This is a genomic window from Pediococcus ethanolidurans (genome assembly GCF_001437405.1).
In the GTDB taxonomy this organism is placed as follows: domain Bacteria; phylum Bacillota; class Bacilli; order Lactobacillales; family Lactobacillaceae; genus Pediococcus; species Pediococcus ethanolidurans.
This window is the reverse complement of sequence record NZ_JQBY01000022.1, coordinates 1-17,231: the sequence shown is the minus strand read 5'-3', so window position 1 is coordinate 17,231 and position 17,231 is coordinate 1. Positions and strand designations below refer to the sequence as shown.

The 17,231-nt window shown below is 36.6% G+C and carries 16 protein-coding genes; 15 read left to right on the top strand and 1 reads right to left on the bottom strand.

Going from position 1 to position 17,231, the window contains the following annotated elements:
- Positions 1 to 2: 2 nt before the first annotated feature.
- The 15 genes from IV87_RS08840 to IV87_RS08765 all read left to right on the top strand — a co-directional run bounded on the left by IV87_RS08840 (position 3) and on the right by IV87_RS08765 (position 16,318).
- Complete coding sequence (locus tag IV87_RS08840; protein ID WP_082623559.1) at positions 3 to 356, top strand: iron chaperone; 354 nt, start codon at positions 3 to 5, stop codon at positions 354 to 356.
- 164 nt (positions 357 to 520) lie between these two features.
- Positions 521 to 1,591 carry a DUF871 domain-containing protein gene (locus IV87_RS08835; RefSeq protein WP_074693955.1) on the top strand — a complete coding sequence of 357 codons (1,071 nt, stop codon included), beginning with the start codon at positions 521 to 523 and terminating at the stop codon, positions 1,589 to 1,591.
- Entirely contained in the window at positions 1,588 to 2,493 is a 906-nt protein-coding gene (gene murQ / locus IV87_RS08830; RefSeq protein ID WP_057807476.1) for an N-acetylmuramic acid 6-phosphate etherase, read from the top strand. The genes IV87_RS08835 and murQ overlap by 4 nt, the downstream gene beginning before the upstream one ends.
- A complete protein-coding gene (locus tag IV87_RS08825) occupies positions 2,493 to 4,481 on the top strand; it encodes a glucose PTS transporter subunit IIA (protein WP_057807474.1) in 1,989 nt (662 codons plus the stop codon). The genes murQ and IV87_RS08825 overlap by 1 nt, the downstream gene beginning before the upstream one ends.
- Before the next feature lie 17 nt (positions 4,482 to 4,498).
- Complete coding sequence (locus IV87_RS08820; RefSeq protein WP_057807472.1) at positions 4,499 to 5,338, top strand: MurR/RpiR family transcriptional regulator; 840 nt, start codon at positions 4,499 to 4,501, stop codon at positions 5,336 to 5,338.
- A gap of 148 nt (positions 5,339 to 5,486) precedes the next feature.
- Positions 5,487 to 5,819, top strand: a complete 333-nt coding sequence (locus IV87_RS08815) for a PTS lactose/cellobiose transporter subunit IIA (protein WP_057807470.1) — start codon at positions 5,487 to 5,489, stop codon at positions 5,817 to 5,819.
- Between the two features lie 215 nt (positions 5,820 to 6,034).
- A complete protein-coding gene (locus IV87_RS08810; RefSeq protein WP_057807468.1) occupies positions 6,035 to 7,729 on the top strand; it encodes a PTS lactose transporter subunit IIBC in 1,695 nt (564 codons plus the stop codon).
- A 27-nt stretch (positions 7,730 to 7,756) separates the two neighbouring features.
- Positions 7,757 to 9,169 (top strand): 6-phospho-beta-galactosidase, encoded by a 1,413-nt coding sequence (gene lacG, locus IV87_RS08805; protein ID WP_057807466.1) that lies wholly within the window; start codon positions 7,757 to 7,759, stop codon positions 9,167 to 9,169.
- Between the two features lie 129 nt (positions 9,170 to 9,298).
- On the top strand, positions 9,299 to 10,291 hold the full coding sequence (locus IV87_RS08800) for a LacI family DNA-binding transcriptional regulator (protein WP_057807464.1): 993 nt from the start codon (positions 9,299 to 9,301) through the stop codon (positions 10,289 to 10,291).
- A 125-nt stretch (positions 10,292 to 10,416) separates the two neighbouring features.
- Complete coding sequence (locus IV87_RS08795; RefSeq protein ID WP_057807462.1) at positions 10,417 to 11,538, top strand: NAD(P)-dependent alcohol dehydrogenase; 1,122 nt, start codon at positions 10,417 to 10,419, stop codon at positions 11,536 to 11,538.
- Between the two features lie 353 nt (positions 11,539 to 11,891).
- Positions 11,892 to 13,259, top strand: a complete 1,368-nt coding sequence (locus tag IV87_RS08790) for a GH25 family lysozyme (protein ID WP_057807460.1) — start codon at positions 11,892 to 11,894, stop codon at positions 13,257 to 13,259.
- A gap of 13 nt (positions 13,260 to 13,272) precedes the next feature.
- Positions 13,273 to 13,962, top strand: coding sequence for a hypothetical protein (locus IV87_RS08785; protein ID WP_057807458.1), 690 nt, complete (start codon positions 13,273 to 13,275; stop codon positions 13,960 to 13,962).
- A gap of 518 nt (positions 13,963 to 14,480) precedes the next feature.
- Positions 14,481 to 15,239 (top strand): 16S rRNA (guanine(527)-N(7))-methyltransferase RsmG, encoded by a 759-nt coding sequence (gene rsmG, locus IV87_RS08775; protein WP_057807454.1) that lies wholly within the window; start codon positions 14,481 to 14,483, stop codon positions 15,237 to 15,239.
- A complete protein-coding gene (locus IV87_RS08770) occupies positions 15,229 to 16,092 on the top strand; it encodes a ParB/RepB/Spo0J family partition protein (RefSeq protein WP_057807452.1) in 864 nt (287 codons plus the stop codon). Before rsmG ends, IV87_RS08770 begins: the two co-directional genes overlap by 11 nt.
- 40 nt (positions 16,093 to 16,132) lie before the next feature.
- Positions 16,133 to 16,318, top strand: a complete 186-nt coding sequence (locus IV87_RS08765; protein WP_057807450.1) for a DUF951 domain-containing protein — start codon at positions 16,133 to 16,135, stop codon at positions 16,316 to 16,318.
- A 70-nt stretch (positions 16,319 to 16,388) separates the two neighbouring features.
- On the opposite strand, the gene IV87_RS08760 is transcribed toward IV87_RS08765, so the two are convergent.
- Positions 16,389 to 17,231: DUF3324 domain-containing protein (locus IV87_RS08760; RefSeq protein ID WP_057807448.1), on the bottom strand; the 843-nt coding region annotated here is incomplete at its 5' end.

Below are 17,231 nucleotides of genomic sequence, written 5' to 3'. Positions count from 1 at the left end.
TGATGAAAAAATATGTGAATGTGGCCGAATACATGGAAGATCTACCCCAGATGCAGCAAGAGGTCATTCAAATTATGCGTGAATTGGTAGCAGATGCAGCCCCAGAAGCTCAAGAAACGTTTTCGTATAACATGCCAGCAATTAAACAGAATGGGAAAGTTCTTGTGTATTTTGCAGCTACGCAAAAACACCTTGGCTTTTATCCAACCGCTGATCCAATTGTACATTTTGCTGATCAATTAAAAGAGTTTCATACTTCTAAAGGGACAATTCAAATTCCTTATGATAAACCGTTGCCAGTGAAACTAATTCGTGAGATTGTGGCGTTTAGGGTGAAGCAAGTTACTGAAAAATAGAAAGCTTTTAGCAAATCATATTACTTATATGATTTGTTTTTTTAACTATTAAGAAATTAAATTTCATAAATAAATAAAAATAACAATATTTTATTGAAATTTATATTCATAAATTGTATACTGATCTTGTTGAATGAAAACGGTATCAAAGGAGGAATATAACTATGTTAGGTTTTTCAATTTATTTGGATACTGAGATTGATGACCAAACAAAACGATATATTGAATTAATGAAACAAAATGGTTTTGAAGGTGTATTTTCTTCTGTACATATTCCTGAAGATGATGCTTCGAAGTATGTTGAACGGTTAAAAAAGCTGGGAGAGTATTGCAAAGCAGAGAAGTTGAAATTGACTGTTGATCTTGATTTAAAGGGTCTAGAAAATTTGAATGTTACCATTCATAATGCTAAAAAACTGCTTCAAATGGGAATTTCCGCTTTACGATTGGATGACGGTTTTACGAATGCAGAAATTGCAGAACTAAGTCATCAATTACCTGTTGCATTGAATGCAAGCACAATTAATGAAAACGATGTCAAACAACTAATTGATAATCAAGCAAATTTTGAACATATGGAAGCTTGGCATAACTATTATCCACGACCGGAAACAGGATTAGATACAAGGTGGTTTAAAACGAAGAATGTGTGGCTTAAAGCCCATCATTTTACGGTTATGGCTTTTGTACCAGGAGATGCAAAAATGCGTGGACCAATATTTGCAGGATTACCGACAATAGAAAATCATCGACATGAAAATTCGTTAGTTGCAGCCGATGAATTAATAAATGAGTTTGAAGTCGATAAAGTATTTATTGGTGATCCGAGAATATCCAATCAACTTATGTCACAATTTCAAAACTTCTATTCACAAAATACGCTTCAATTGCATGTGCAGACAAAATATACAAAACTTTTTGGAAAAGTTTGGCATAATCGTCCAGAAGTAGCACAGGATGTGGTGCGGCTAGTTGAGTCGCGAAAACAAAATCAATTGACCAAGTTAGAAATTGAACCTGAAAATCAAAAAATACGAGAATTTGGTGCGATCACAATTGACAATCAAGAATATGGACGATACCAAGGAGAAATTCAAATTTGTAAAGTATCTTTGCCAAAAGATAAAAGGGTAAATGTAATTGGGCAAATTTCAAAAAAGGATTTGAAACTATTAGCACTAGTAAGAGAAAATACAGGAATTGAATTTTTAATGTCAAAGGAGGAAACGCGATGATCGATTTAAGTAAATTAACAACAGAAACACGAAATAATAAAACAATGAACTTGGACGAATTATCCATTGATAAGGTTTTGGAACTAATGAATGCTGAAGATCAAACGGTTCCAACTAGTATAAAAAAAGCTTTACCAGAAATCACAAAAGCTGTTGAAAAAATTGTTTCCAGTTTTCAAAATAACGGACGCCTATTTTATATGGGTGCGGGAACAAGTGGCAGACTTGGGGTTTTAGATGCTGCGGAATGCGTACCAACATTTGGAACTGATCCTCAAATGGTCCAAGGACTAATTGCAGGTGGAGAAAAGGCAATGACACTTGCAGTGGAAGGAGCCGAGGATTCAAAAGAATTGGGAGAAAATGATTTAAAAACGCGTGACTTAACTAATAAGGATACTGTAGTTGGAATCGCAGCAAGTGGGCGAACACCATATGTAATTGGTGGGTTAGATTACGCTAAAAGTGTGGGTGCTAATACTGTTAGTTTGGCCTGTAATGATCAAGCAGAAATTAGTGATCACGCAGAAGTGGCAATTGAAGTTCCGGTTGGCCCAGAAGTTTTAACAGGATCAACTCGATTAAAGTCTGGAACGGCACAAAAAATGGTTTTAAATATGCTCTCCACCGTTTCTATGATTGGAATTGGTAAGGTATATAAGAATTTAATGGTTGATGTAAAACCAACCAATGCTAAGTTAGTAGAACGCTCTAAGCGAATTATTATGCAGGCAACAGAGTGTGATTACGAAACTGCTGGGAAAGCTTTTCTAGATGCTGATCAGAATGTTAAATTGGCAATTGTGATGATTTTAACCGATCTAGATAAGAATGAAGCAAATTTACGTTTACGTGCAGCTCATGGTTTTGTTCGTAAAACAATAAGAGGAGGTAAGAACTAATGGCGGATGCAAAAATTAAACGATTGGCCCAAGAAATTTATAAAAATGTTGGTGGACCAAGTAATGTTGAAAAATTAATTCATTGTATGACCCGAGTTCGAATGACAATTATTGACATGGATAAGGTCGATATGGAAGCTTTGAAGAACATTGATGGTGTTTTGGGTGTTGTTGATGATGAGACACTTCAAGTAGTTATAGGACCGGGAACCGTTAACAAAGTTGCTCAGGAAATGGTTGACGAAGTCGGAGTTAAGCTGGGTGAACCATTCCCTGAAAATATTAACGAAAACGACCATTTGACAGATAAAGAAATGGTTGAGGCAAAAGCAGCTAAAGTAAAGGCTGAACAAAAGGCAAAACAAAAACAAACTCCAATTAAACGAATTTTGAAATCTATTTCTAATATTTTTATTCCTTTGATTCCTGCATTTGTTGGTGCTGGTTTAATTGGTGGTGTTGCTGCTGTTCTCTCTAACTTGTTAGTTGCCGGTGACATTGGTAAGGGTTGGAATGACTTTATTATGATTATGAAAGTCATTCAAAACGGAATGTTTAGCTATTTAGCTGTTTATGTTGGTATTAACAGTGCCAATGAATTTGGTGCAACTCCTGGTTTAGGTGGTATTATTGGTGCCGCAACATTATTACCAGGAGTACTGCCAACGGCACCGTTGCATAACATTTTTAATGGTCAGGCATTAGCTGCTGGTCAAGGTGGTATTATTGGTGTTATTTTTGCTGTTTGGATTCTGTCATTGGTAGAAAAGAAACTTCATCAATGGATTCCAGATTCAATTGATATTATTGTTACACCAACAATAGCGTTGTTTGTAGTCGGTATTTTTACGATTTTCTTAGTTATGCCAGTTGCCGGAGTTATTTCATCATCATTGGTTGGTGCAATCGAATGGGTATTGAATGTTGGTGGAGCCTTCTCAGGATTTGTATTGGGGGCATTATTCTTACCGATGGTTATGTTCGGTCTTCATCAGATTCTAACACCTATTCATATTGAAATGATTAATAAAACAGGAATGACACCATTACTGCCAATTTTGGCGATGGCTGGTGCTGGTCAAGTTGGTGCCGCAATTGCGCTTTGGATTCGTTGTCACCGTAATCATAAACTTACTAATATGATTAAGGGAGCATTGCCTGTTGGTATTCTTGGTATTGGCGAACCTTTAATTTACGGGGTTACTTTACCACTTGGTAAACCATTTATCACGGCATGTATTGGTGGTGGTATTGGCGGTGCTGTTATTGGTGGTTTAGGTCATATTGGTGCAATCGCTATTGGACCATCAGGCGTTGCTTTAATTCCGTTGATCAATAATGGACACTGGTTAGGTTATGTATTTGGTTTGTTGGCTGCTTATGTTGGTGGTTTTATTGCAACATATTTCTTTGGTGTTCCAAAGGATGCTATGCAGTCTGATACTGTAGATAATGGTTCAATTGCTTCAAAAAGTGATACTGTTTCATCAACGACAGCTGCTGAAGAGACAAAAATCACGTATGTGAATGATACAATTACTGCACCGGTTGATGGTAAGCAGGTACCGGTTAGTGAAGTTAGTGATCCAATTATGGCAAAAGAAACAATGGGTAAAAGTGTTGCCATTCAACCTAGCGAAGATTCAAAAGTATATGCACCAGTTGATGGTAAAGTGATGTTTGTAGCAGATACTAGTCACGCAATTGGGTATACTAGCGATGCCGGTGAGGAAGTTTTGATTCACATGGGGATTGATACGGTTAATTTGAAGGGTAAATACTTTAATTTGAGCGTTAAACCTGGTGAAAAAGTTTCTCGTGGACAAGTTGTTGGAAAAGTGGACTGGACAGAAGTTGCTAAGGCCGGGTATGATACAGTTACGTTGGCGATTATCACAAACAGTCAAGATTTTTCGGTTGATAAAAGTACTGATAATGTAAATGTTGAGAAATCAACGATAATTATGAAGACTACTCCAGCCAGCTAGATAGGTAGGCAGTTCACATGAAAAGCATCCTGTTTTCCATTCACAGTCAAATTGCGTCATTTTCAAAATCAGAGCAAAAAGTTGCCCAGTTTATTTTGGACCATCCACAAAAAGTAATTGGTATGAATGCAGATGCATTAGCAAACAAAGTGGGTGTTAGTGCAGCGACAGTAGTTAGACTTGCTAAAATTCTGAGTAGTGACGGGTTTCCTGGTGTGAAAATTCAACTTTCAGCAGAAACTAAAGTTGATGACAGCTTGTATACAGAAGTTGATCCTAAAGATCCTTTAGACGTTGTTAAACAAAAAATGGAATTTAGAATTGGACATACTATTGAACAAACCAATTTAGCATTAAGCGATAAATCTGTCCAAAGTGCGGCTCAACTGATTGCTAAGGCTGATGATGTATATGCGTATGGTCTAGGAGCTTCAAGCATTGTTGCCGCTGATTTTCAACAAAAATTTATTCGAGTTGGTAAACCGGTAATTCAAACTATGGATACACATTTGATTGCTACAGGAATTGTAAAACCAGAAACAGTATTAATGCTTGTTTCAAATACTGGTGAAACTGTCGAAAGCCAAAAACTGGCAGAAGTGGCAAAGGAACATCATGTACCGGTTATTACAATTACACACAGCAAAAAAAGTTCTTTGGCAAAAAAAAGTGATATTATTCTCTTACATGACGATAGCGAAGAAAATGAGAAACTCAGAACAGCGGCCACAACCTCCCTTATGGCGCAGCTGTATGTTGTTGATTTATTGTATTACTCTTATCTCACACTGAATTTTGATTCAAATGCAACTATCTTAAAAGAATCACGAAACGTGATTCAAAAGCATTTTAAATGATTTTTTTGGAAACAAAGTCGGTATTAGCACTGACTTTGTTTCTTTTTTAGTAAAAATAATTAATTTATTTTACTAAAATCTATTGACGTTAATTGGTTTTGGGAGTAATTTAAATGTAAGCGTTTTATTAAAAAGAGGAGGATTTATTATGTCAACAAAAGAAGAAATTTCAATGGTTGGATTTAAGATCGTAGCATACGCAGGAGATGCAAAAACTGCTTTAATCAAAGCGTTGAATGCCGCTAAACAGGGGAAATTTGAAGAGGCACGACAGCTAGTAAAAGATTCGGAAGATTCACTTAATGATGCCCATAATGCTCAGACAAAACTGTTGAGTGAAGAGGCAGGCGGTGCGGAGCTTGATACGACGTTCATTATGTCTCATGGACAAGATACTTTGATGACTACGATGCTCTTACGTGATGAAGTATCTTATTTTATAGATCTATTCGAAAGAGTTGGCAAACTAGAAAACAAATAATTGATTTGCATGTACAAGCCTGTAATTGTGCTTAATTACAGGCTTTATTTTTTTAAAAACTGGCCACGTTAGGATAAAAAACAAAGTTTTACTAAAAAAGTGCAAAAAACGTCTTGACTTATGTAACCGCTGCCATCATAATGAACTTGTTAACGAAGTAAGGACTCGCGAATCAAACTGTTTGATTATTTGGAAAATATAAGGAGTGAAATCTTATGGGTAAATTTGAAAAACAGATTGAAAAGATGAAACCAGGTTTTGAAAAAGTTGCATCTAATCCATATTTATCAGCAATTCGAGATGGTTTTATTGCTGCAATGCCAATTATTCTATTTTCGAGTGTATTTCTGTTAGTGACATATCTACCAAATGTATGGGGGTTTTATTGGAGCACTTCAATCACAAATACACTTTTGATTGCCTACAACTACTCGATGGGGCTTTTAGCGTTATTTGTCACTGCAACAACGGCAAAAAATTTAACAGATTATAAAAATCTAAATTTACCAAAGACAAATCGTATTAATCCAGTTTCTGTAATTATTGCGTCCGAAATTGCCTTTATTATTTTAGCAGTAAAGCCATTATCTACTGGTGGTGTTGATCTTACATATATGGGAACACAAGGTTTAATTGCTGCATATGTTGTTGGATTAATTGTTCCAAATCTATACTACGTTTGTATTAAAAATAATGTCACGATTAAAATGCCACCTCAAGTTCCGCAAAACATCTCGCAAACCTTTAAAGATGTTATTCCTTTGGGACTCTCAGTTGTTGTTTTTTGGGCGTTTGACATTGCATTTAAAGCATTAACTAATGGGCAAAACCTACCTCAGGGAATTATCAGTGCGCTTTCACCGTTGTTCCAAGCAAGTGATACGTATGTGGGACTTTCAATTGTTGCTGGAGCTATGGGGTTCTTCTGGTTTATTGGTGTTCAGGGCCCATCTATCGTCGCTCCTGCGGTAGCTGCTATTGAAGTTGCTAATACGACAGCTAATTTAAAGCTTGTTCAAGGTGGAAGCCAGGCTGTTCATGTACTTGCAATGAATACTCAAGATTATGTTATGAATATGGGTGGTACTGGTTCAACATTTGTTTTGGTTTTTCTATTCTTATTTTTAGCAAAATCAAAACAACTAAAGGCCTTAGGAAAGGCTGCCTTTATTCCAGTTTCTTTCTCGGTCAATGAACCTATTTTGTTTGGGGCACCAATTATTATGAGTCCAGTGTTCTTTATTCCGTTTGTTGTAACGCCGATGGTTAATGTGTGTGTATTTAAATTCTTTGTTTCTAGTCTCGGAATGAACAGTATGATCTATAACATGCCTTGGACAGTGCCTGGTCCAATTGGAATTATTATTAGTACAGGGCTAGCTCCATTATCCTTCCTAGCAGTTGCAATTATGCTGACTGCGGATGTAGCCGTTTGGTTACCTTTCATGCGAGTTTATGACAGTCAACTTTTAGCAGAAGAGACAGCAAAGGCTGCAGAGGTTGCTAACACAACTGAAGATTTGAGTGAATCAAATGAACCTGGACTTGCAACTGTTTCAAATGATGCACAGTTGGACGATTCATCGACCATAACAAAGGAAACGAATGTGTTAGTTCTTTGTGCAGGAGGAGGAACAAGTGGAATTTTAGCTAATGCCCTAAATAAGACCGCAAAAGAACGTGATTTACCGTTAAGTGCGACGGCACGTGCTTATGGGCAAGATATGGATCTAATTGAAGATATGAATCTAGTTATTTTAGCTCCTCAAATGGATAGTATGCGCGGAAATTTACAAAAAATTTGTGATAAATATGGGGTTAAATTGTTGACCACTACAGGGAAACAATACATTGAATTAACAGAAAATGCTGAAAAGGCAATCAAATTTGTTTCAGATAATGCAATTTAATAAAAAGAGAATTGAGGTCAAAAGAATATGATGAAATTACCAGAAGACTTCTTATTTGGCGGCGCAACTGCTGCTTATCAAGCAGAAGGCGCTACGCAGGAAGATGGAAAAGGGAAGGTACCATGGGATGATTATTTGAAAAAGGAGGGTCGTTTCAGTCCCGACCCTGCTTGCGACTTTTATCATCAGTATCCAAAGGATTTAGAGCTGAGTGAAAAGTTTGGCATTAATGCTATTCGAGTTTCAATTGCGTGGTCAAGAATTTTTCCAGAGGGTTATGGACGAATTGAGCCACGAGGCGTTGAATTCTATCATAAATTGTTCAAAGAGTGTCGAAAACATGGGGTTGAACCTTTTGTTACGTTGCATCATTTTGATTCGCCTTCAACAATCTCAGAACAAGGAGACTGGTTAAATGAAAAGAATATTCAGCGTTTTGTAGAATATGCAAAATTCTGTTTTGAAGAATATCAAGATGAAGTTAAATACTGGATTACAATTAATGAGCCAACCTCGATGTCATCACAACAATATGTTACCGGGACATTTCCACCTGGAGAAAAGAATAATTTTAATAAATGCTTCCAGGCCGAACATAATATGAATTTAGCACATGCTAGAGTTGTTAATATGTTTAAAAAGAATGGTTACAAAGGTGAGATAGGGGTAGTTCACGCATTACAAACAGTTTATCCAAATAGTGAAAGTGAGGAGGATAAACATGCGGCTGCTTTACAAGATACATTGGATATTCGCTGTTATTTAGATGGAACCTTAAATGGAAATTACAGCAAAGAAACAATGTCCTTAATGAATGAAATTCTTGATAGCAATCACCAGGCACATATTAAAATTAAAGATGAAGAGATCAAAGAATTAACTAAGGCAGCAGATCAAATGGATTTTTTGGGTGTAAACTACTACTTTAGCAAGTTCATCAAGGCTTACCATGGAACAAGCGAAATTAAGCATAATGGTACGGGAAAGAAAGGTTCTTCTGTTAGTCGATTACAAGGAATTGGTGAACAAGTAAATCGTACTGATATTCCAATGACTGATTGGGACTGGCCAATTTATCCTAAAGGCATGTACGATATGCTTATGAGAATAAAAAAAGAATATCCTAAAAATTCAAAAATTTATATTACTGAAAATGGACTGGGATATAAAGATCATTTTATTGATGCAGATACGCCAGTAGATGATCAACCAAGAATTGATTATTTACATGATCATTTGGTATCCGTTGCTAAGGCAATTCAAGCAGGTGTGAATATTAAAGGTTACTTTGTTTGGTCACTTCAAGATATGTTTTCTTGGACAAATGGATATTCTAAACGATATGGACTATTTTATGTTGATTTTAAAACACAAAAACGTTATCCAAAGAAGAGTGCCTATTGGTATCAAAAATTGAGTGAAACAAAAGAACTTAAATAAAATTTGAATAATAAAGTGATGTCAATTAGTCAAATGAACTATTAAACTGTAAATTTGATTGATTGGCTTTATTTATTTCAAGGTAAAGCTTAAAATAACGAGAGTAAATAAAAACAGGGGGAACTTCCAGTGGCAAATATTAAAGAAATCGCTTCTAAGGCTAAGGTATCCATTTCCACGGTATCTCGAGTTTTAAATTATGATGATACTTTGTCTGTCACCGAGGAGACACGAAAAAAGGTTTTTCAGGTTGCCGAGGAACTTAATTACACAAAGTATAAACATAAAAATGATGATCAACAAATAGCAGTAATCGAATGGTATACGGAAGAACAAGAATTACATGATTCGTATTACATGGCGATCAGACTTGGAACAGAAAAAGCGTTATTAGAAAGCGGGCTAAAATCAGTCCGGTTATTTGTAGACAGTGATTGGAACTTAGCACGCCGAATGAAAGGTGTGATTGCAATTGGCCGTTTTAGTTCGGAACAAATTCAAGAACTAAAGAGTATCAATTCTAATTTGATTATTATTGGACAAGATACCTTACCACAAACGGTTAGCTGTGTAGTGACGGATGCGGCAACTTCAATGGAAAATTTATTAAGGCGCTTTATTGAAAAAAAATTAACTAAAATTGGGATTTTTATTGGTAATGGACGAACTAGTGATGATAAAGAAAAGATCTATGATAATAGATTGAAGATTTTTCGTGATTTTTTAAGAAATAAAAATTTATATGACCCTGATTACGTTTATTCTGGACCAATTACACCAGACGGAGGGTATGAGGTAGTAAAATATATGCTCAGTCAAAAGAACAAAGACGTGCCCAATGCTTTATTTGTGGCTAGTGATACTATGGCAGTTGGCGTTCTTAAAGGATTACGAGAAGCCAAAATTAATGTTCCAAATCAAATTAGTATTGTTAGTTTTAATGATTCACCAACCGCTGAATTCGCTTATCCGGCATTAAGCTCTGTGCGAGTTTATACGGATCAGATGGGTAAGCGGGGTGTTAGCATGTTGAAAGAGCTTCTGAATGACAGCATATTGAAAGAGGTACCTGAACGAATTGTTATTAGTACAAATGTTGTTTATAGAGACAGTAGTTTATAAATATTAATTTGTAAAAGATGTGCCCTGATGAAGGCATGTCTTTTTTCATTACCAATTGCATTTATTTTCACAAGCTGTTATAACGAAGGCGTATTAAGCGATTACATTTTTAGGAGGGTGTTTTTATGAAAGTCAAAGCAGCCGTAGTTAGTGAAAAAGGTGCTGATTTTGAAATTAAGGATGATGTTGAACTGGCGGCAATGCAACCAGATGATCTACAGGTTAAAATAGTGGCCACCGGAATTTGTCATTCTGATGAAGCGTTGAGAAAAGGCGATGCCACCATTGGTTATCCAATCGTTCTAGGCCATGAAGGATCTGGAATTGTTGAAAAAGTTGGGTCACACGTACAAAACTTTGTACCAGGAGATCATGTTGTCCTTTCCTTCTATGCTTGTGGTAACTGTGAGAATTGCTTGAAAGGTGTTCCGACCCAGTGTTTGCATTATGCACAAAATAATCTTTCCGGTGTTCGTCCTGATGGAAGCACACATTTTACTGAGAACGGTCACGATGTTTGTGATATGTTTGATCAATCTTCATTTGCAACGACGACAATTGTTCGGGAACGCAACGCTGTTAAAGTTCCTAAAGATTTAGATTTACGCAAATTAGGACCACTTGGTTGTGGTTATGTGACAGGCAGTGGCACAGTCTTAAATACTTTGAAACCACGTCCTGGTCAAACAATTGCGGTCTTTGGAACAGGTGCCGTTGGCCTAGCAGCAATGATGGCCGGCAAAATTTCTGGCTGCACACGAGTCATTGCGGTTGATATTAATGACGAACGTCTAAAACTAGCCAAAGAGTTGGGAGCTACACAAACCATAAATAGTCAAAATGAAGATGCGGTTGCCGCAATTAAAAAGCTAACTAAGGGTCAAGGTGTTAACTTTGCGGTTGATACAACTGGCGTAGCTAGCGTGATGGAGTCTTCAATTAAGGCACTTGCTCAAGGTGGTGTGTCAGCATGTATAGCTGTAACACCACATCATATTGATGTCGATACTTGGAATGATCTTTGTGTTGATGATAAAGCGGTAATTGGTGTAAATATGGGTGATTCAATTCCTCAAATTGATGTCCCTCGTTTAATTGAATTCTATCGTCAAGGCATGTTTGACTTTGATAAAACTGAGAAATTCTACAAATTTGAAGATATCAATCAGGCCAACGCGGATTCAATTAGTGGCAAAACAATTAAACCAATTCTTGTAATGGATGAAACTTATCAACCTCAAGCCTAAAACTTATAGCACATTGCTAGAAATATAAGCTAGATCTAAACAAATGGTTAAACTTATTTAATAAATGATAAAAAATTGTACTGAATCCGATTATTTTAATCTTCATTTAAGATTTTCGTGGTATCGTTATCTGTACGGGGAATTTTCTCGTGAACCATTTGGGGATTTAAATAGATTAAGGCAATTGAATATAACAATATAATCCCTAATAATTGCGAAATTATTAGGGATTTTTTAAAGTTTAAGGCACGAAACCGGGTTGTGAGTAAAGGATGCTTACAGCAATTCTGTTTTGGAAATATATTCAATACTTTGCCATCTATCTCGGATTTTTATGAAAGGAAGTTTTAAATATGGAACAATTACATACGCATCCGCGAGTTTGGAGTTTGAGGCTACTTATCGGATTGCTTGTCATGTTTGCATTTACGATAGTTGCAAACAAGCAAGCACAAGCGGCATCGTTGAACTCGCAAGTGCCTGATTTATCAGAATGGCAAGGAAAACTGACCGCTACTCAGGTTAAGAACTTGGCCAAAGTAGAACCATTTATAATTTTGCGAGTGCAATACGGAAGTGATTATAAAGATAAATATTTTGCCCATAATGCTGCTTTATGTGCCCAATATGGTTTGAAATATGGTGTTTATTCTTTCAGTCAGTACATAAGTACATCAGATGCTAAACAAGAAGCAAAGGATTTATATACACGAGCACCCAATGCTAGTTTTTACGTGAACGATTATGAGGAACAAACAGTGACTAGTGGTACCACAAATTCGGCAACTAAAGCCTGGTATACAGAATTACATAGTTTATCACCAAATAAACGAATTTTGTTTTACTCATACAATAGTTTTGCCCAAACTTATGCAGCATCTGCTATGAAGAGCTATAACGGTTATTGGTTGGCGGATTACACGTCAATTCAACCCACGGGAATTACGCATGTCCTCTGGCAATACACAGACGATTGGTACAGTTCACCAATTGCGGAGTACGTTGATGCTAGTTTGAAATACAATGAAAATACCAGTTGGTTTTTGTCTTCAAAAGCAATCAGTTATAAAAAATATGTAACTGAAAACAGTGCTAAGCCGGGCTATACGATTTGGAAAAATTTAATGTTCACTTCTAAAAATGGAACCACAGGAACTAGTGGCAGAACTTATTACGCAAAATATTATTATAAGCACTATAACGGCAGTAAATATTTGTCCTTATATAATAAAAACAACCAATGGGTAGGTTATGTGAATGCCAATGCAATGTCCGTGATGACGGCGCATTCTTATAAACACACGGCTACTATTCATAAATCTACCTATGATGTTTGGAATAATTTCTTATGGGCTAAGGTTAAACATTATACAAAGAACTATATGAATAAGCAGTATACAATTAAGTATCAATATTTCCGTGGAAATGGACAAGCATACTATTCACTTTACAAGGGAAATACTTGGTTTGGTTACGTAAATGCCAATGCAACTTTGCAAGCAATTACAACGAACAAAACGGTTAAAATTACTAAGAAAAATCAAACAATTTGGAAAAATCTTTCGTTTACCAAAAAACTTGGCAGCACTAATAATTATTACGGTAAAACGTATACTGTGAAGTGCTACTATAACCATCCAAACGGAAATGTTTATTATTCTTTGTACAGCGGAAATACATGGGTTGGTTATATTAATAAAAATGTTGTGACAAGTGAGTAAGGAAGGCAAAAATATGAAAAAGCAAAAACGTTTAATGTTAATGGGATGCAGTTTGATATTAGGTCTTAGTTTACTTTCTTTGGGTGGCGCAAAAAGCAACACGATGACTGTTCACGCGGTTACGACGCCTGCCAGTAAAGGGCTAAGTGCACCAGAAAAAGTTGATGGCACCACCACTGAGGCTAAGTCCGTGACAGGAAATAGTACTAGCGGACAGGTCACTTATACAAATGGGACGAACAATACAACGACTGCGACATACAAACAGCATAAGTATCAAACAAGCACGCAGGCAAAAACAAGTTTTGCCACCGATGAAAATGTGACCGAAACAAATGGGACAAAACTTAAGCTTTCGGATGGCACAACTGCTACTCGACAGGGAGTTATGGGCCACGTATACGTACAGTGGCAAAAAAACGGCTGGAATGTGACCACAGTTGCTAACACGGATCAACTGACAACGTCATCAGTTAAGCAAACAAATAAAACAGTGACAGCAGTCGCAAATAAAGTTCAAAAATCTTTAAAGACTAATCAAGTCACAACTAAAAAAGTAACGCGTGGTAACATCGTTATTTACAATGGTAGTCAACAAAAACCAGTTAATCAGATTAGTTGGCAACAAAGTACTAAGGTTACCCAAGTTAGCGGCAATAGCGCGGAAACAACTGCCAAAATTGCAAAAGATACTTTGAATTAAAACAATTGATTTTTAACTAAAGATTGAAAGTACAAAAATGTATCTAATTGCCTGATACAAAAGTGTTCATGGTAACAAAATTAGATTAAATTGCCGTCTTCCAGCAAATTTGGGCTGGAACGTAGTGGGCACGACTTAGAGCCGAAATACACGTCTCTAAGCTCGGCATTTATCTAAGCAAAACCCGCTAAGATAAATGTCACTACTGAGCCCATTTGCTTCCAGACTAAGTCTAATCTTTGTAACCAATGCACTGATACAATAATTTTGATATTTTCAACTTTTAAATTTTTAACTAAAAGCACTTTCAAAGTGATACGTAAGTTTGCTTTGAAAATGCTTTTTTGTATGTTCACTAATTTGATGACCTTGTAATTGAAAAAATGTCTACAATAACTAACGAAAAAACTGGTATAATAAGCATTCGTCACAAGAGATGGATAGTACTGTCTTGTTCCCTTTTCGATAATCGTTTATAATGATGTGGAACACTTTTTGTTTCACAATGGAGGAATTACATGAACCCAGAGACATTTCAGCAAACACTTGCTGCTCATGGCATTAAGCTAACTGAGAAACAAATGCAACAATTCAATACATATTATGAATATTTAATCACAATTAATGAACATGTAAATTTGACTGCAATTACGGATAAACAAGAAGTTTACTTAAAGCATTTTTATGATTCATTATTACCAGGAGTGCAGAATCCAGAACTGTTTCAACAACCAATAACTCTTTGCGACGTTGGGGCAGGGGCTGGGTTTCCTTCGATTCCTTTGAAAATTGTTTTTCCACAATTGAAAGTGACCATTGTCGACTCATTGAACAAACGCATCACTTTTTTACACAATTTGGTAGAAAAATTGGAACTTTCTGATGTAACACTTTGCCATGATCGTGCCGAAACTTTTGCTAGGGCTAAATTGCCCTATCGAGAATCGTTTGATTTGGTTACTGCGCGGGCAGTTGCACGTCTTTCAGTGCTTACTGAGTTATGTTTGCCACTTACTAAAATTGGTGGCCAATTTTTGGCGTTGAAAGCAAGCCATACTGAAGACGAAGTTCAAGATGCAGACAAAGCAATTCAAGTGTTAGGCGGAAAACTCATTAAAGATGAACAATTAGCTTTACCAATTTCCAATGATGAACGGCATTTGGTTTGGATTGAAAAAATTCGCAAGACACCAAAAAAGTATCCACGAAAACCAGGCACACCTAACAAGGAACCAATTGTAAGTAGTGAAAAGGGAGCAACCAAGCATGACAAGTAAACCAAAAACTTCACTAGGTGCAGAAAAATTATTAAAAGATGAAGACACCAAACAGGTTGTTGAAATTAACTTGAAAGATATTCATCCTAACCCATACCAACCACGGCATAATTTTGACTCCAAAGCTTTGCGAGAGCTTGCCAATTCGATTCAAGAATCAGGCGTTTTTCAACCGATTATTGTACGCAAACAAACGGCATCGGCGCATTATTATGAGTTAATTGCTGGCGAACGTCGTTTTCGGGCCGCAAAGATGGCTGGATTACATACAATTCCGGCACTCATTAGTCAATTAAGTGACGCTGAGACAATGGAAGCTGCCGTCATTGAGAACTTGCAACGTGAGGACTTAACACCCTTAGAAGAAGCACAGGCCTATGATTCTTTAATGGCAAAATTGAATTTTACGCAGGCTCAAGTTTCAGAGAAGTTAGGTAAAAGTCGTCCGTATATTGCCAATTACTTACGGTTATTACGTTTGCCGCAAACAATTAAGAACATGCTGCAGGCGGGAGAACTCTCAATGGGTCAGGCAAGAACATTGCTTGCATTAAAGAATCGGCATAAACTAATTCCATTGGCCAAACGAGTGGTAAGTGAGCATTTAACGGTTCGGCAGCTGGAAAACTTAGTAAATCGTTTGAATATGCAACAACCACAAAAAGACAAATTGGTTGTGAAAGCACGAAAAGAATCACGCTATGTTCGGGCAATTGAGGAACAATTACAGGAAAGATTCGGTACCAAAGCAATTATTGATCAAAAAGAAAAGGGCGGAAAAATCGAGATTAACTACATGTCGAATGACGATTTAAGCCGTATTCTGAGTTTGTTAAACATTTCGCTGGATTAAATATTCAGCTTGGTGAGTGTGAATTGGGAGGAAAAACTAAATGTATGATCTAAATGACATTGTTGAAATGAAAAAACCGCATGCCTGTCAGGCCAACGAATGGAAGGTCATTCGAATGGGGATGGACATTAAAATTAAATGTTTAAACTGTGGCCACATTGTGATGCTACCTCGGCGCGAGTTTGAACGAAAATTAAAAAAGATTTTGAAAAAAGCAACAGACTAAAAAGCAGCCAGAAAAATGTAAAAATTTTTCTGACCGTTTTTTTAATTTAGCTAGTTATAAATATCAGGAGTTACTTTTGTACTTTTTTTGAACCGCGTCTTCCCAACCAATAGGCCAAAATTAGCAACAAGAGAATTAGGAGAACTGCTAACACAATCCAGAGTGTATAGCTCTTTTTGATGTGGGCATGTTTGTTTGCCTTGGCTGCCTGATCTTTTGAAACCGTGAAAGTACGGTTGAGAGTCCATTTTTGTGAACCACTTTTGGCAACCAAATGTAAATGATAAGTTCCTGCCTTGAGGGCTGCATGGTTGGTAGTAATTGCATAATTAAAATTAGAATCGGCAGCCATGGTTAAGTTCTTGGTATTCGTTTTATAAAGTGATCGTCCGTTTTTTGAAACCGCACTTTTTATTTGTAGGTTTTTAACCAAAACGGCCCGGTTATTGACTATCTGAGCCTTGAAAGCGGGACTAAATTTATCGCCTTGGTCGGTTCCGGTTGTAATAGCTCCTAAAGTTAATTTGGGAGATACAATTGTTTTCGTATCCTCGTGAATAGTTACACCTAGTGCAAGGGCAAACCGACTCTTAATTGTAAAATTCTTTTTGTTTGTCGTTGTGGCCTGAGAAGTTTTGGGATTGAGAAAATAAATGGCACCATCCAAAACACCCTTGAAAGGTGTTGCGGGCATTTTAATTGGGAAAGTCACAATTTTTTTACTTGAAGCCGGAATGACAATTTTTTGTTGGCCACCCATAATAGTTTCCAATTGATATGGCGCACTACTTTTTTTACCAAGAGTTTTGAGATCGTAGGCTACGGCCCCACCATCAGTTGTGTAACCCGTATTTGGAGAAGCAATTAAATGAATTTCTTTATTCCTGAAATATTCATAGATCGAAATATAATG

Coding starts and splice junctions, on each gene's coding strand:
- IV87_RS08840 (WP_082623559.1), top strand. CDS start 3: ATGAAAAAATATGTGAATGTGGCCGAATACATGGAAGATCTACCCCAG.
- IV87_RS08835 (WP_074693955.1), top strand. CDS start 521: ATGTTAGGTTTTTCAATTTATTTGGATACTGAGATTGATGACCAAACA.
- murQ (WP_057807476.1), top strand. CDS start 1,588: ATGATCGATTTAAGTAAATTAACAACAGAAACACGAAATAATAAAACA.
- IV87_RS08825 (WP_057807474.1), top strand. CDS start 2,493: ATGGCGGATGCAAAAATTAAACGATTGGCCCAAGAAATTTATAAAAAT.
- IV87_RS08820 (WP_057807472.1), top strand. CDS start 4,499: ATGAAAAGCATCCTGTTTTCCATTCACAGTCAAATTGCGTCATTTTCA.
- IV87_RS08815 (WP_057807470.1), top strand. CDS start 5,487: ATGTCAACAAAAGAAGAAATTTCAATGGTTGGATTTAAGATCGTAGCA.
- IV87_RS08810 (WP_057807468.1), top strand. CDS start 6,035: ATGGGTAAATTTGAAAAACAGATTGAAAAGATGAAACCAGGTTTTGAA.
- lacG (WP_057807466.1), top strand. CDS start 7,757: ATGATGAAATTACCAGAAGACTTCTTATTTGGCGGCGCAACTGCTGCT.
- IV87_RS08795 (WP_057807462.1), top strand. CDS start 10,417: ATGAAAGTCAAAGCAGCCGTAGTTAGTGAAAAAGGTGCTGATTTTGAA.
- IV87_RS08790 (WP_057807460.1), top strand. CDS start 11,892: ATGGAACAATTACATACGCATCCGCGAGTTTGGAGTTTGAGGCTACTT.
- IV87_RS08785 (WP_057807458.1), top strand. CDS start 13,273: ATGAAAAAGCAAAAACGTTTAATGTTAATGGGATGCAGTTTGATATTA.
- rsmG (WP_057807454.1), top strand. CDS start 14,481: ATGAACCCAGAGACATTTCAGCAAACACTTGCTGCTCATGGCATTAAG.
- IV87_RS08770 (WP_057807452.1), top strand. CDS start 15,229: ATGACAAGTAAACCAAAAACTTCACTAGGTGCAGAAAAATTATTAAAA.
- IV87_RS08765 (WP_057807450.1), top strand. CDS start 16,133: ATGTATGATCTAAATGACATTGTTGAAATGAAAAAACCGCATGCCTGT.